The organism is Arthrobacter sp. KBS0703 (assembly GCF_002008315.2).
Classification (GTDB): domain Bacteria; phylum Actinomycetota; class Actinomycetes; order Actinomycetales; family Micrococcaceae; genus Arthrobacter.
The window spans coordinates 1-13,686 of the sequence record NZ_MVDG02000001.1 but is presented as its reverse complement, the minus strand read 5'-3'; the positions used below and the strand labels follow the sequence as shown (position 1 = coordinate 13,686).

General features: G+C 67.4%; 15 protein-coding genes and 2 pseudogenes. 6 read left to right on the top strand and 11 right to left on the bottom strand.

Translation table 11 applies throughout. The features are described 5' to 3' along the window. Positions 1-117: 117 nt before the first annotated feature. Both B1A87_RS00075 and B1A87_RS00070 read right to left on the bottom strand, forming a co-directional pair. Complete coding sequence (locus B1A87_RS00075) at positions 118-810, bottom strand: winged helix-turn-helix domain-containing protein (protein ID WP_260680548.1); 693 nt, start codon at positions 808-810, stop codon at positions 118-120. A 108-nt stretch (positions 811-918) separates the two neighbouring features. Continuing rightward, positions 919-2,547, bottom strand: coding sequence for a methyltransferase (locus B1A87_RS00070; protein ID WP_078026526.1), 1,629 nt, complete (start codon positions 2,545-2,547; stop codon positions 919-921). A gap of 124 nt (positions 2,548-2,671) precedes the next feature. Here B1A87_RS00070 and B1A87_RS00065 point away from each other — a divergent pair, with 124 nt between their 5' ends. The 3 genes from B1A87_RS00065 (at position 2,672) to B1A87_RS00055 (ending at position 4,373) form a co-directional block, all read left to right on the top strand. After that, positions 2,672-3,220, top strand: a complete 549-nt coding sequence (locus B1A87_RS00065; protein WP_078026527.1) for a hypothetical protein — start codon at positions 2,672-2,674, stop codon at positions 3,218-3,220. 74 nt (positions 3,221-3,294) lie between these two features. Next, positions 3,295-3,738, top strand: a complete 444-nt coding sequence (locus B1A87_RS00060) for a hypothetical protein (RefSeq protein ID WP_078026528.1) — start codon at positions 3,295-3,297, stop codon at positions 3,736-3,738. Positions 3,739-3,809: 71 nt separating this feature from the next. Beyond that, a complete protein-coding gene (locus B1A87_RS00055) occupies positions 3,810-4,373 on the top strand; it encodes a hypothetical protein (RefSeq protein WP_078026529.1) in 564 nt (187 codons plus the stop codon). Between the two features lie 46 nt (positions 4,374-4,419). Here the strand turns inward: B1A87_RS00055 and B1A87_RS00050 are convergent, their stop codons facing one another. Next, on the bottom strand, positions 4,420-5,313 hold the full coding sequence (locus B1A87_RS00050; RefSeq protein WP_078026530.1) for a rhodanese-related sulfurtransferase: 894 nt from the start codon (positions 5,311-5,313) through the stop codon (positions 4,420-4,422). Between the two features lie 202 nt (positions 5,314-5,515). On the opposite strand from B1A87_RS00050, the gene B1A87_RS00045 reads away from it, so the two are divergent. The 3 genes from B1A87_RS00045 (at position 5,516) to B1A87_RS23370 (ending at position 8,984) form a co-directional block, all read left to right on the top strand. After that, positions 5,516-6,208 (top strand): GNAT family N-acetyltransferase, encoded by a 693-nt coding sequence (locus B1A87_RS00045; protein WP_078026531.1) that lies wholly within the window; start codon positions 5,516-5,518, stop codon positions 6,206-6,208. Positions 6,209-6,332: 124 nt separating this feature from the next. Beyond that, positions 6,333-8,771, top strand: a complete 2,439-nt coding sequence (locus B1A87_RS00040; RefSeq protein ID WP_078026532.1) for a DEAD/DEAH box helicase — start codon at positions 6,333-6,335, stop codon at positions 8,769-8,771. A gap of 78 nt (positions 8,772-8,849) precedes the next feature. After that, on the top strand, positions 8,850-8,984 hold the full coding sequence (locus B1A87_RS23370) for a hypothetical protein (protein ID WP_260680547.1): 135 nt from the start codon (positions 8,850-8,852) through the stop codon (positions 8,982-8,984). On the opposite strand, the gene B1A87_RS23365 is transcribed toward B1A87_RS23370, so the two are convergent. The 8 genes and pseudogenes from B1A87_RS23365 to B1A87_RS00005 form a co-directional block, all read right to left on the bottom strand. Then, on the bottom strand, positions 8,981-9,217 hold the full coding sequence (locus B1A87_RS23365; protein ID WP_260680546.1) for a hypothetical protein: 237 nt from the start codon (positions 9,215-9,217) through the stop codon (positions 8,981-8,983). The genes B1A87_RS23370 and B1A87_RS23365 overlap by 4 nt on opposite strands. Beyond that, positions 9,214-9,450 (bottom strand): hypothetical protein, encoded by a 237-nt coding sequence (locus B1A87_RS00030; protein WP_395940210.1) that lies wholly within the window; start codon positions 9,448-9,450, stop codon positions 9,214-9,216. The genes B1A87_RS23365 and B1A87_RS00030 overlap by 4 nt, the downstream gene beginning before the upstream one ends. 322 nt (positions 9,451-9,772) lie before the next feature. Beyond that, positions 9,773-9,916 (bottom strand): annotated as a pseudogene (locus B1A87_RS00025) (DUF4244 domain-containing protein); the annotation flags it as partial. A 311-nt stretch (positions 9,917-10,227) separates the two neighbouring features. Continuing rightward, the gene (locus B1A87_RS00020) at positions 10,228-10,842 is read right to left on the bottom strand and encodes a type II secretion system F family protein (RefSeq protein WP_078026535.1); all 615 of its coding nucleotides are present in this window, start codon (positions 10,840-10,842) and stop codon (positions 10,228-10,230) included. A 157-nt stretch (positions 10,843-10,999) separates the two neighbouring features. Further along, positions 11,000-11,278, bottom strand: a complete 279-nt coding sequence (locus tag B1A87_RS23360; protein ID WP_260680543.1) for a hypothetical protein — start codon at positions 11,276-11,278, stop codon at positions 11,000-11,002. Beyond that, entirely contained in the window at positions 11,272-11,631 is a 360-nt protein-coding gene (locus B1A87_RS23355) for a hypothetical protein (protein WP_260680542.1), read from the bottom strand. Before B1A87_RS23355 ends, B1A87_RS23360 begins: the two co-directional genes overlap by 7 nt. A gap of 312 nt (positions 11,632-11,943) precedes the next feature. Next, the gene (locus tag B1A87_RS00010) at positions 11,944-13,320 is read right to left on the bottom strand and encodes a TadA family conjugal transfer-associated ATPase (protein WP_185982178.1); all 1,377 of its coding nucleotides are present in this window, start codon (positions 13,318-13,320) and stop codon (positions 11,944-11,946) included. Then, positions 13,317-13,686 (bottom strand): annotated as a pseudogene (locus B1A87_RS00005) (hypothetical protein); the annotation flags it as partial. The gene B1A87_RS00010 and the pseudogene B1A87_RS00005, both read right to left, overlap by 4 nt.

The following is a 13,686-nucleotide window of genomic DNA, read 5'->3' as shown; positions in this document are numbered from 1 at the left end:
ACAGAAAAAGGTTGCTCGGGCAGATGAGCCCATATTGGCCTAGTTCACCATATTTTGGAGAATCATGCGCTGTCATGTGGAAAACAGGTGGCCACCGTCACTGCCAAACGGGCTGACTTAACTCCCGTCGGAAGCACCGTTCCGGGCCGCCTCTGCCACCGCGCGGTCGTCCGGAATCATGGACCACATCGTGGCGGTCCGCTCGGCTCCTTGGGGGATGACACTCGGGTCCTCAAGCTCATATTCGCGCAGCAATTCGAAGACCCGCCTGGTGAGTTCGCTGCGCTGCCCCGGCGTCAGGTAAAGGAGGTTGCTGGCCAGGACCACCACGGACGACGACTCGGAAGACTCGCCGCGCTGGCGCTGCTCGTTCCGGACCGCTGCGTAGGCGTAGGCGCGGCGGCGGAAGGCATCCAGCTCGAGGTCGATCACCGCGAACTCGGGGCTGGCCACACGCCCGCCCGAGTTGATGGCGAAGTCCGTGCCAGCCGCCTTCCATCGGCGTTCGCGGGCGTCGCCGGCGGTTTCCGCCGGGACCACGATCCCCCATTTCTGGAGGGCCCGCAGGTGGTAACTCATGGCACTCGGCGTCAGCCCGGTCTGCTGGGCAAGTTCGGTGGCCGTGTGGCTGGACTGGGTGGAGTACAGCTCGGAAATGACCTCGAGCCGCGCGGCATGGGCCAGCGCCCGGATTGCCTTGGGATCGGTGATCTCCACTTTCTTTTCCTCGCGTGGCCTGCGCTTCGGTCCCGGACCCGATCCGGGCGTCATCGTGTTTGCCGGCTCCGCGGAGGGCGTCTGAGTACTCACCTTTCCAGTCTAGCCAGCGGCAGCGAGTTATGAAATAAATGCTTGACATTCTCGCGGCGCCGGGAACCTCCGGGCCGGGTGAACGCTGGGCCGGCGGAGCCAGCCGGGCTAGGCACCGCCGGACGGGAGCAGGAAGCCGTCGCGGACCAGGTTAGCGACTTCGGTCAGCAGCCCGGCACGGAAAGCCTCGCCGTCGAACCCGTCCGCCCCGCCCAGCAGGGCCTCGAGGGCGCCGATGATCTGCCCCACGGAGAGGTCGCCGTCGCACGCTGACACGAAGCCGGCCAGCTCGGTGCTCAGGAGGTTGGTCCGGCGGAGTCCGGCTCCCTGCCGCAGCAGGATCACACCGGGATGCTCGGCGCCGGGGCGCTGGTGGCGTTCCTCGGTGACGTCGTCGGCGACCAGCAGGTGGGTTTCGGACAGGTCGTGGGCGGCCAGCCAGTCCGCGCGGTCGACGCCGGCGCCCAGGTGCGGCCCTACGGGCTGCTCGATCGGATAGGTGATCTCCTCGAACCGATAAACCCTCCGCTCTCCCCCGGCGGGCCGCCGCAGCCAGATCATGCCGAATCCGATCCCGCCCACATCCCGCGCGGCAAAGTCGTCCAGATAGGCGGCGTAGGCGTCCTGGTAGTGGCGCCGGTCCCGGTTTTCCGAGGCGTCCTGCAGCCAGGTCTCGGCATACTGCTCAGGCCCGAGCTGCTCGCGCTGGATGAACCAGACGTCCGTGTCCGGACTGGCCCAGCTTTGCGGCCGTTCCTCCCAGGAAGTGCCCGCCGTGATCTCCCAGTTGCCCAAAAGCTGGGCTGTTCCGCCAGGGGCAAGCACACCGGGCAGCGTCCGGACCAGCGACGCCACGATGTCGTCCCCGGGCAGGCCACCGTCGCGGTACGTGAATTGGTCAGCCGCTGCTTCGCCGGTGCTGCGGGGCGTGATGACGAACGGCGGGTTGGACACCACGAGGTCGAATTCCTCGCCGGCCACGGGTTCCAGGAGGGATCCGAGGCGCAGGCTTACCCGGCCGTCCGGCTGTGACCGGTCTATGTGGAGGGCCTCGGCGTTGAGCAGGAGGTTGAACCGCGTGAACGCAAGGGCGCGCGCCGAAATATCAGTCGCCGTGACGTGCTCGCTGTGATGCAGGAGGTGGAAGGTCTGGATGCCGCACCCGGTGCCGAGGTCCAAAGCACGGGCAGCGTGCCGCCTGATGGTGGTCTGCACCAACGTGGTGGAGGCCTGCCCGATGCCGAGGACGTGGTCGTGCCGCAGCACACCCGGGCGCTGGTGCGCGGCGAGGTCGCTCGCCACCCACAGCTCAGCGCCGCCGCTGCCGTCCTCGTTGGAGTCCCAGCCATAGGGCCGCAGGTCGGCCGCGGCCGCGATCTGGCCTTCCAGCGCTTCGGCCAGACCGAGCGCCACCAGCCCTTCTGTTCGGACGCGCGGCAGGGCGGTGTCCAGAACCCCGGCGTCCTGTGGAACGGCCAGGAGCCAGAAACGCACGACGGCGGCGAGCGCGGCCGTGCGCGGCTCACCGTGGGTGGCTTGCTCGGTGACGATCAGCGCAGGAATCAGCTGGTCCCGGCCCAGTGCCGCGTACGCCGACGTACCGAGCAGGTCAGCGACACCGTCCAGCGTGTAGCCGATGTCCCGCAGGTCGGCGGCCAGGGCGTCCAGGAGTTCGGGGAGGTCGCTGCGGGGGGCGTCAGGCGTGTTTCCGGCCGTAAAGCGCGTTGATTCAGTCACCGGGCAAGTCTATTTCCCATGCCCGGGGCTCGGTCCCCCCGGGTCCTGCCTGTTGACCGGGCCGGGTGGGCCTGGGCGAGTTAGCCGGGTCTATTTTGTCGGGGCGGGAGGCTAAAGTGGGGCCATGCTCGGAACCCAGGCAGCGGCCGCTGATCCCGGATGGCTGGAGTACGTGGCCGCATTCGCACCGCTCAGCACTCTTGTGGCGGCCATCATCGCCGGCTGGATTGCGTGGCGGACCCTCGCCCAGCGGCGTGAAGCGGACCGCCGGGACCAGTGGTGGCAACGGACGCAGTGGGCCATCGACCTCGCCATGGACCCTGATTTTAGCCGGGCGGTCGTGGGTCTGATCACGCTCAAGCACCTGGCCGCCAGCGATCTCTGCACCGAAGAGGACTACCAGATGCTGGACAAGATCGGCGGCGCCAAGATCGATGCCCTGACACTTTCGGAGGCAAGCGCCGATCGCGAACCGGGCGCGGCGCCCGGTCATACCCCCTGGCCGTCAACGCACCCACCGCAGCCCGGGCCCGCAGCCCGCGCCGACGTCATCCCGGTTCAGCTCGAGTCCCGCGGCGAGCGGGTCTTCGCCATGTCCGCGGGAATGGCGAAGGTCCTCACGGAGGCAGACAGACTTGTCTCTTTCGTGGGATCGCGGCATGCGGTACGCTGACCCGACCGTCCCGCGCCTGCTGGCCAGCGAGAGGCAGGAGCGATCCCGTCCGCAGCAGAAGGTAAGTTGGATGCATGGCTGAATGTTCTCCTGCGATGCCCCGTGTCCTGTCCGGGGCCGCGGCAGCTGCCCTCCTTTTGCTGGCGGCGACCGCATGCTCCTCCGTGGTCTCGATCGAAAACGCCGACGTGCCCGCCTGGAAGGCCACTGCACTGCCGCCCGTCAGCGGCGCGGTGCTCGAGGATTCCGGCAAGATTCTCAACCGGGACCGGATCATCCGTGAGGCAGCCAACGTGCCGGCCGGCCGCTACACGCTGACCGTGACGTGCGACGGCGGCGGCAAGGCGTTCTTCGCCGTGACCCTCGCAGGAAAAGATGTCGCGGACGCCGGCGCAGCGTGCAACGGCAGCCGGGAAACCGCGAAGATCACGGTGACGGACCCCGGGACGGTGGAGATCAGCACGTCGAGCGTGGACGCCCCGCTTATTTACGCGTACCACCTGGCCCCCAGTCGGTAGCTTGCAGTCGAGTGCCGACGGGGCTGATTCCGCCTCTGGCCCCGCGCGGCGGGCAGGCTTAAAGTCGGAGTATGCCCACGGTGCGGATGTTCTCCGTGCATTGTCTCGTCGGGCGGGATTCGCCGGCCTCGCGACAGCGGACCCCGGCAGCCGCCGTCGTGGTTTCCACTGTGCTGGCCGCCGCAGCGGCCTTGGCTGGCTGCGAATACAGCTACGACGACGGCCGCGGTGAGCTTTCCCCGGCCCCTGTGGTTACCGATGCGGCGATACCGCGGGATCCCTTCGAGAACCTGCCCGTTTCGGGCGCCGCGCTCGACGCGTGGGCCAAGGAAGTACTGCCCGATGCCGAGGGCCAGGTTTTCCACGTCAACTACGGGACAGTGGCCGCGGGCCACGTGAAGAGCGGGTCTACGGGACAGCTGCCCAGCGGAACGTACTCCCTGACACTCGCCTGCCGCAGCGAACGAAGGGTCTCATTTACAGTGCGCGACGCCGAATTCGCACTGGTGGACCTTAGCCTGCGATGCGGCACGTCGCGGGTGAACGTTGTGCACCTTTCGAGGGACTCCGTGCTCCGGATGACGGTGGAGGCGAGGTCGGACGCAAACTTCGCCTACCGCATCAGCAGGATCTGATGGGGCTGAGGGTTTTTCGTCGACGTGACTGGCTGTGAAGCCGGGGTCAGGCGGCGCAACCGGCCGGGCAGCGCAGGGTTTCCGGGCTGGAGGCGCACCCGGCGCAGTACAGCGTGAGCGTGCGGCAACTGGGGTTGGAACAGTTCTCGAATTTGCTCGTGGGCGCTGCGCAGCGGACGCACTCGCCAATGGTCTTGGCGTCCTCGCTGAATTCGAGGTGCATGCGCTTGTCGAAGACGTAGAGGGAGCCCTCCCAGAGGCCCTGGTCCTTGAACGTCTCGCCGTAACGGACAATCCCGCCGTCGAGCTGGTAGACCTCTTTGAAACCGCGGTTCACCATGAGGCTCGAGAGCACCTCGCAGCGGATGCCGCCGGTGCAGTAGGTGACCACCGGCTTGTCTTTCAGGGAGTCGTACTTGCCGGAATCGAGTTCCTTGATGAAGTCATGGGTGGTGGCGACGTCCGGGACAATCGCGTCTTTGAACTTGCCGATCTGCGCCTCGAAGGCGTTGCGTCCATCGAAGAAGACAACCTCTTGCCCGCTCTGCTTCTTTGCGTCCACCAGCTCGTGGAGCTCTTCCGGTTTAAGGTGCGTCCCGCCGCCCACGACGCCGTCCTGGCTCACTTTCAGCTCCCCGGGGGCGCCAAAGGAAACGATCTCGTCGCGGACCTTGACGCTCAGGCGGGGGAAGTCCTGCGCCCCGCCGTCGGACCACTTCACGTCGATGCCGTGGAAACCCTTGTATTCACGGGTGGTCTTCACGTACTGCTTGACGGCGTTGAGCTCGCCGCCGACGGTCGCGTTGATGCCGTCCTTGGAGATGAGGATGCGCCCGGTGAGGCCCAGCTTCTCGCAGAGGGCTCGCTGCCAGAGCCGGACGGCGTCCGGGTCAGCAATAGGGGTAAAGCCGTAAAAGAGCACGATTCGGTTCAAAGCCACGTATTTAAGGGTACTTGGTGTCGGGAAACCCCAGGAATGACGGGCGCGTGCAGGGCGGAGGCACGCGGACCGTGCGCCATTGTTCGGCGTCCACACGCCGCCCCGCACTGTGCCGCGACGTGGCCGGCGCGCGCCCATCACAATTGCATAAGCAAGTGCCAAAGCCCTGTTGCTTGTGACAGCGCTGGAATAGTCTCATCACATGACGCCAGAAGCCATGGTAGGAGACATCACTCATCTGCTTGAAGTCTGGGTAGCCGGCTGGGCAGGCTGCCGCGGCTACGAGACCGGCACGGAAGGTCGCTTCCCCGCCGCCCTGCGTGCCGACACCACCGGCGACTGGGAGTATTTTGCCTCAGACCCGTCGGACGCTGAGTTTGCCGCGTTGGCCGCCAAGACGGCCGAGGCTCCTGCCCGGGTGCTGACCATCCTGACGAATGACGTTCTTCGCTACAAAACCCTGGCAGAGCAGCACGGGCTCAATGTCACGTCGGCGTCCCAGAGCATGATGGTGGTGGACATGGAAACCCAGGACGCCGAGGACCCATGGCTATCCGACGATGAACTGTCGCTGGAAACGTCCGAATCCAACGGGGTGCACCATGCCGTGGTGCGCGCCGGCGACACACTTGCGGCGAGCGGGCAGGTCTTCGTGGTCAAGGGAACCGCGGTGTTCGACAAGATCGTGACCGAGCCGGCGTTCCAACGCCGCGGGCTGGGCAGCTTCATCATGAAGGCGCTCGCGGCCCAGGCCTATGCGCACGATGTGGAGGACGGCCTGCTGCTGGCGTCCCTCGACGGGCAGAAGCTGTACTCGCACCTTGGCTGGACCTCGGTGTGCCACGTCCTGATGCTGTCCGCCTCCGATGAGGGCGCCGACCTTTCCGTCAGCTGACATCGTTCCTGCCGGGCTTTTCGGCGGGCTCCGGCTGTTCCGGTTTTGACTCCGGCACAGGCTCAGACGCGGACTCGGGCTTGGGCACGGGCGGCGATTTTTGCCCGGATGAAAGAATGTTGGGGTGAACCCTCATGACTCGCTGATTCCCTTGCTGGGCCGCGGCCCGGACCCGGAGCAGCTCCGGCATGTGCGGACCATCCCGGCCCGCGAGGCGGTGCACGAACCGTGGCCTGAGTGGGCCCATCCCGATCTTGTGAGTGCCTACGGCAACATGGGCATCCAGCAGCCCTACCGGCATCAGGTCCGGGCGGCCAACATCGCTCATGCCGGCGAGCACGTCGTGATCGCCACCGGCACGGCGTCCGGGAAGTCACTGGCGTACCAACTGCCGGCGCTGGACGCGATCCACCGTTCCGAGCTCCGTGTCCTGTCGGAGCCCGGAAAAATCCACGACGACGGCGCCGTGACCCTCTATCTTTCCCCCACCAAGGCGCTTGCCGCAGACCAGCTCGCGGCGATCCGGTCGTTGAAGCTCCCGACTGTCCGGGCAGAAACCTACGACGGCGACACGGACCCGGCGTCGCGGCGCTGGATCCGGGACCACGCGAACTTCATCCTGGCCAACCCTGACATGCTGCACTTCGGTATCCTCCCCAACCATGCGTGGTGGGCCGGGTTTTTCCGGCGGCTTCGCTACGTGATCGTTGACGAGGCGCACAGCTACCGGGGGGTGTTCGGATCCCACGTGGCCAACCTGATGCGTCGGCTGCGGCGCATCTGCGCTTATTACGGGGCAGGCACGTCCTTCCCTGGCCCGGTCTTTATCGCGGCATCCGCTACGGCGTCGGAACCCGAGACGTCCTTTGGCCGGCTGATCGGCGCGCCTGTCCGCGGCGTCGCCGAGGATTCCTCACCGCACGGCTCCACCACGGTGGCTTTTTGGGAGCCCGCCCTGACCGAAATCCGGGGCGAGAACGGCGCCAAGGAACGCCGGACCGCGGTTGCCGAGACGGCCGACTTGCTTGCGAACCTCGTCTCGGCCAGGATCCGGACCATTGCCTTCATCAAGTCCCGGCGGGGCGCAGAAACCATCTCGTCGATCACCAAACGGCTACTCGACGAAGTTGATCCGAGCCTGCCGCAACGGGTGGCGGCGTACCGGTCCGGCTATCTCCCGGAGGAACGCCGCGCCTTGGAAAAGGCTCTGCGGGCTGGGCAGCTGCTGGGTATTTCGAGCACATCGGCCCTCGAATTGGGCATCGACATCTCGGGGCTTGACGCAGTGCTCGTCGCCGGCTGGCCCGGGACCAGGGCGTCCCTCTTCCAGCAGATCGGCAGGGCGGGACGCGCCGGGCAGGACGCGATCGCCGCCTTCGTGGCCAGCGACGACCCGCTGGACACCTACCTGGTGAACCATCCCGAGGCCATCTTTGACGTGTCGGTCGAGGCGACCGTGTTTGACCCGTCGAATCCCTATGTGCTCGGACCCCACCTGTGCGCAGCCGCCGCCGAGCTTCCGCTGGGCGTGGCGGAGCTGCCTCTTTTCGGTGCCACGGCGGAGAAACTCCTCGGACAGCTGGTGACGCAGGGCTACCTGCGGCGGCGCCCGGCCGGATGGTTCTGGACACATCCCCAGAGCGCGGCCGGCATGGTGAACCTGAGGGCCGACGGCGGAGGGCCGGTGAGCATCGTGGATGCGGACACGGGTTCACTGCTGGGAACCATGGATTCGCCGCAAACCCACTACCAGGCGCATACCGGCGCAATCTATGTCCATCAGGGCGACAGCTATGTGGTGGAGGACCTGAATGAGGCCGATCACTGCGTAGTGGTGCGCCGCGCCAACCCCGACTACTACACCACCGCCCGGGACATCACCCAGATTGAGGTGCTCGAAACCCAGCGGTCGGTCCAGTGGGGGGATGTAGCCGTGCATTTCGGCGATGTGAAGGTAACGACGCAGGTGGTCTCCTTTCAACGGAAGGCCCTGATTTCGAACGAGGTCCTGGGCGAGGAGCCCCTGGAGCTCGGGGCACGGGAGCTGTTTACGAAAGCCGTGTGGTTCGTCATGGACAACCGGTCGCTCACCGGTGCCGGCCTGATCGAGGCACAGTTCCCCGGCGCCCTCCACGCCGCGGAGCACGCCGCCATCGGGCTGCTGCCGCTGGTTGCGTCCAGCGACCGCTGGGACATCGGCGGCGTCTCAACCGCGATCCACGCGGACACCGGGGTGCCCACCATTTTCGTGTACGACGGACACCCCGGCGGCGCGGGCTTTGCGGAACGGGGCTTCGAGAAAGCCAAGGTGTGGCTGACCGCGACGAGGGACGCCATCGAGGCCTGTGAGTGCGAGTCCGGATGTCCCTCTTGTGTGCAGTCTCCGAAATGCGGGAACAAGAACAACCCGTTGGATAAGGACGCCGCCGTAACGTTGATCGACGTCCTGCTGCGGGATGCCACAGAGACCGCGGCCCCGTCCCCGTCTCCGACGCAGGAACATGCGGCGCAGGAACATGCGGCGCAGGAGCATGCGGCGCACCACGCGTCAACCGGCCTATAGCGTTGCCACCTGCACTTACGGTGGCGGACCGGCCCGGCGTGCCCGCAGCCGAGCCTACGGTGGCGGCCCCGCCCGGGCGTGCCCCGCAGCCGAGCCGAGAATTGCGCCGGCCGTCAGTTCGGTACGAACTTCGACAGACTGATCACCTCCCTCGACACAACTGGCCAGCCTCGCGTCGTGACGGGCTGCTACCTGTCTCTTATACACATCTAGATGTGTATAAGAGACAGGGCTTCCCCGGCCGAAACACCGCGGAGTGCGTCCGCCGCTGCCAGGGCGGCGAGGTCGGCCGCTGCTGCCGCCCGGGAGGCCATCACGGCTGCCTGCGCCAGCATGAGAAGCAGGACCATGGCCGCGAGGACCACCAGGCCGAGCCCGGCAGCCAGCACAGTGCCCGAGCCCCGCTCTGAATCCTGCGCCCCGCCCGGCTGTTTATTCCGGTTCATATGTGCCCCTTGGCGGCGAGCTCCGCCCCAGAGCGGGATAGGGCCGGAATCATGGTGGGCGGGAACGAGAGGGATTCCGCCGTTTCGCCCCGCGCCTCAGCCCTGGCTGTCAGTGTCCACGGAACCACGCTGCCAAACGGTCCGGTCACGCGGTCCGACACCGTAATGCTCAGCCATTCGCCGTCCGCCACCACAGCCGACGATGCCGTGGCCCCTGCCAGCTTCCTGACCATTCCCTCGACGGCCGGCGGCTCCTCTCCCCGGGCCAGCGCCCGCGCGCCGCCCGTGCCGCCTCCTCTAACCGGAGCTGGGTAATTCCTGCCGCAGACCCCGCCAACAGCATGGCCAGGAGCAGCATCACGGCAGGAAGCGCAACGGCGAATTCTGCGGTCACGGCACCTCCGGTGTTTCTTTCGCGGACGCTCCCGCGGCCGCGGGGATTCCCCGCCCCACAGCCCGGTCGCCGCCGCGGCTTCCTGCTCCGAATGCCTCCGGTCCGCGCCGGCGGTGCCGCCGCCACCGCGGCCGCCACCAGCGGGGCCTGCGGATGCGGGCTCACGGCAAGGCCAGCGCCGTACGGATCAGGTTGAGCAGGAAACCCCGGACTTCGTCGCTGCGCAATATGAACACCAGCAGGCCGGCGAATCCGACTGCGGCCAACGTGGCGATGGCATATTCCGCCGTCGCCATCCCTGTCTCTTATACACATCTAGATGTGTATAAGAGACAGGCCTCCGGGTGCGCGCTTTGATGCGAGGCGCCGAACTGGCTCCCGGATAGATCTCCCGGACAGCTCCGTCTCCGCTGTCCTGGTACAGGGGCCGGGCCTCGCTGATGCTGTTTTGGTTCAGGGACATGGTTTTTCCTTTCTGGATACCGGCGGGATTGCCGGTTTATCCGACTGTTCCGTCTGCCGCGCAGGCGGGTAAGTGATGAATTCGCCCAAGTGGAAAAGCACTCGGCGTGCCGCTTTGTGGAGGAGCAGTGGCCGGTGGGCAGCGGCACGGCGGTCAGGCTCCGGAGGGCACCAGCGCCAGGAGCACGGGGACGACACCCAGGCAGATGAACGCCGGGAGGGAGCAGAGGCCCAAGGGAATCACGAGCTTGACGCTGAGCGATGCGGCGCGCTTTTCGGCGGCACGGAACCGTTCACGCCTCATTCTGGCGGCCTGGGCATAGAGAATGGCCGAGGACGGCGCACCCGTCAGCGCGGCGAATCCCAAGGCGTCGCGAAGGGCAAGTATCTCGGGCGAGCGTGACTCAGAACTCCGCCATGCGGTATCCCAGTCAGCTCCGATGGCCATGGCCCCCACGACGGGCCTTAGGGAGCGGCTGTACTCGGGCGAAGCCGCGGCTGCCACCAATTCCAGAGACCGTCCGATCCCTGATCCGGCGTCGAGCATGGCCGCGACCAGCTCCAGCATCATCGCGGTGTCACGCAGGCCGGTCCCTTGCCCGGTGGGAGCGGGCCTTCCGGACGCCCCGCCATGTGTCCCAGTATTCAGAATCAGTCCGTTTCCGCTGAGAAGGCGCCTACGCGTGCGTGAATGACCCGTAAAGGCGAGCGCCGCAGCAGCAGCCAACACCATGGCGGTGATCGCAGCTGAAAGAATCGCCCCGGTCATGTGACGGGACCCGTCGTGCCGGGATGTCGTGACGCTATTGCCGCGTCAAATGGGGGCGGCGCCGGGGCCGGAATATGTCTCCGGCCGGGTCTTCGCGCCAGCCACGGGACTGTAGCCGGGCACCGTCCTGCCGTTTGCTCGTCGCGTCGTAGCCCGCTCATGGCACTCCTGCTCCTGCCGCGGCCCGCACGAGCCTGGCCGACCACAGCCTGCCGGCAACGGCGAGGACGATGCCTGCAACAAGTGCCGCAACGCCGATCGGCGTTCCGAGCAGCATCGCCAGCGGATCCACGCCAAGGCAGAACCCCAGCCCGAGTCCGAGCAAGGGAAGCCACGTCAGCAGCGTAACTGTCGCTTTGGGGCTGGCGAGGGCAGTCTGGCGGGCTGCCTCGGCGTCGTCCTCCACCTCGAGCTGTGCCGCGAAGCGGGTCAGCACGTCCGCCAGCGGACAGCCGCTGGCCTCAGCGATATCGAAGCAGGCGGCCAGCTCCTGCCCTGTCTCTTATACACATCTAGATGTGTATAAGAGACATCGCGGCTGCCGGCAGCGTGGCCGGATGTCGCCGCGGCAAAACGAACGGCCTCGGCCACGGGCGAGCCGCGCATTGCCGCCCCACGGGCAGCAGCCAGGACCGCCGCGGAGCCGGGACTGAGCCGCGGCCTGGCGGGAGCTCCGTCGGCGGGACCGGAGCCTCCGTACACCAGGCACAGTTCGTCCCACAGACGGGCCGGAGTCCGCCCGCCCTTCAGCAGGGCAGCAAGCTGCTGGACAACTACTGTGAGGGACACCGCGGCGACCTTGCGCCGGGCGGCTGAGGCCCAGGCTTCGGCCACTGCGGCCAGTCATTGAAAAGTCCTGACCATCCCAGGCGCCGCGGCCGTTCCATCGGCGATGGTACTGGGACGGCGCGCCGTCGGGAGGAAATCCTTGGGTGGTCGGGGACCCGGTGTTTGCCCAGCCTCTCGCTCCTCCCCTGCTCCGGGCGGCCCGGCTCCCGGCGGCGCTCCCGGCGAAGGCTCTGCGGACCCTGCGCCGCAACCCGTGCGGTGGCCGCAGGATCAACCAGAGGGCAATGGCCATCACACCAATGAGAACGGCGGTCACGCCGCAGCCCCCTTTGTTCCGAGCTCCTCTTCCGTTTCCCGCTCTGGGTCACGCGGCAGAACCCACGCCGCCTGCGGCTGCGCCTGCTGTGCCTGCGTTTGTTCGTGAGCCTGGGGTGCCAGCCGGGGATCCATGCCAAGGCGGCGGGCCAGGCCCTCCCACGCCGGGCCCGCCACGAGCTGTCCGCCCGAGTTCTCCAAGGCCACGGCCACGCCAAGTTCGCCGGACGCCTCCGTGATGACACCCACGCAGGCCACGTACCGTCCGTGCCGGGATCTGGCCACATGCACTACGGCGTCCACCGCGCTGGCGACCTGCAACCGGACAGCGTCCTGTCCCAGCCCCGCCAGCGCCCCGAGCGCAGTAAGCCGCGCAGGCACGGCGCCGGCTGCGTTGGCATGGATGGTCCCGCCGCCGCCGGTATGTCCGGTGTTCATCGCGGTCAGGAGTTCCCGCACCTCAGCACCGCGGCATTCCCCCACCACTAGCCGGTCCGGACGCATCCTCAGCGCCTGGCGCACCAGCTCACCCAGATCCACCGCGCCGCCGCCTTCCAGGTTGCCGTGGCGCGATTCAAGCTGGACAACATGCGGGTGGACCGGGTTCAGCTCGGCAGCGTCCTCGATGAGGACCAGCCGTTCACCGGGATGACAGAGTCCCAGCAGCGTGGAGAGCAACGTGGTTTTACCTGACCCTGTGGCACCGCTGACAAGAAAGCTCAGCCGCTGCGCCACCATGTTCGCCAGCACAGACTGCACCAGGGGGCCGAACATCCCGCCCTCCCGGAGCTCGTCCATGGAAAAAACCTGTTCGCGCCGGATCCTGACGCTCAGGAGCGTCCCGGATGCGGAGATGGGAGGCAGGACTGCATGCACGCGGTAGCCGCCCTCGAGCCGGACGTCCACGCAGGGCGATCCGTCGTCCAGGCGCCGTCCGCCGGCCGCGACCAGCCTGGCCGCCAAGGCCCGGACCTGCGCTTCGCCAGCGAAGACCACCGGTGCCCGCTCGATCCCCCTGCCGCGGTCGAGCCACACGGAGCCGGGCGAGTTGACGAATATGTCCGTCACCGACGGATCCCTGACCAGCTGCTGCAGGGGCCCGAGGCCGTTTAGTTCGGCGCTGATCCGTTCGACGGCTGCGAGGGATCCGGCCGTGCCGAGCAATTTGCCGGTGGCCTGGACCGCGGCCGCCACGCGCGAAGGGGTGACCGGCCCGGCGTCGGCCATGACGGATTCGCGAACGGTTTCCAACAGCCCCGCGTCCAGAACCCTCGCCGCCCTCCGCCGGCCGGCGCTCTCCGTCAGGCCGGCGCCTGCGTCAGCGCCGGCTCGCTTTCCAAAGCTTGGTTCCGGGACTCCCGAGTGTGCACTCACCGGATGTCCCCGGCCAGCAGCTCATCGTCGAGCAGGTCCAGCACCGTCGCCGCGAAACGCCGCACGCTCTTACGCTTGCCGTGTTCCAGAAGACGACCGAGTTCGGCGGCCGCAGCGGTGCCACGCACTTCCGGCATCCGGCCGTGCAGCGGAAGCCCCACGGACTCCGCAATCAGGGCGCCGTCCAGCGCGACGCCGGTTTTGCCCCGGACAAGCAGCGCCGACTCCACCGGCGGAAGCTCCTGCAACAGCCGGGCAGCAGCGACAGCCGCCTTCAACTGGGCCGGGACCACAATCAGCAGCCGGTCGCAGTCCCAGGCAAATGTCCGCAAGGGTTCGGCATTCCGACCGATATCGACGATGACC

Excerpts from the sequence above, each read along its gene's own strand:
- B1A87_RS00065 (WP_078026527.1), top strand. The coding sequence starts at position 2,672 with ATGCTCGGAACCCAGGCAGCGGCCGCTGATCCCGGATGGCTGGAGTAC.
- B1A87_RS23365 (WP_260680546.1), bottom strand. The coding sequence starts at position 9,217 with ATGAACCGGAATAAACAGCCGGGCGGGGCGCAGGATTCAGAGCGGGGC.
- B1A87_RS00045 (WP_078026531.1), top strand. The coding sequence starts at position 5,516 with ATGACGCCAGAAGCCATGGTAGGAGACATCACTCATCTGCTTGAAGTC.
- B1A87_RS00020 (WP_078026535.1), bottom strand. The coding sequence starts at position 10,842 with ATGACCGGGGCGATTCTTTCAGCTGCGATCACCGCCATGGTGTTGGCT.
- B1A87_RS00055 (WP_078026529.1), top strand. The coding sequence starts at position 3,810 with ATGCCCACGGTGCGGATGTTCTCCGTGCATTGTCTCGTCGGGCGGGAT.
- B1A87_RS00060 (WP_078026528.1), top strand. The coding sequence starts at position 3,295 with ATGGCTGAATGTTCTCCTGCGATGCCCCGTGTCCTGTCCGGGGCCGCG.
- B1A87_RS00030 (WP_395940210.1), bottom strand. The coding sequence starts at position 9,450 with ATGGTCAGGAAGCTGGCAGGGGCCACGGCATCGTCGGCTGTGGTGGCG.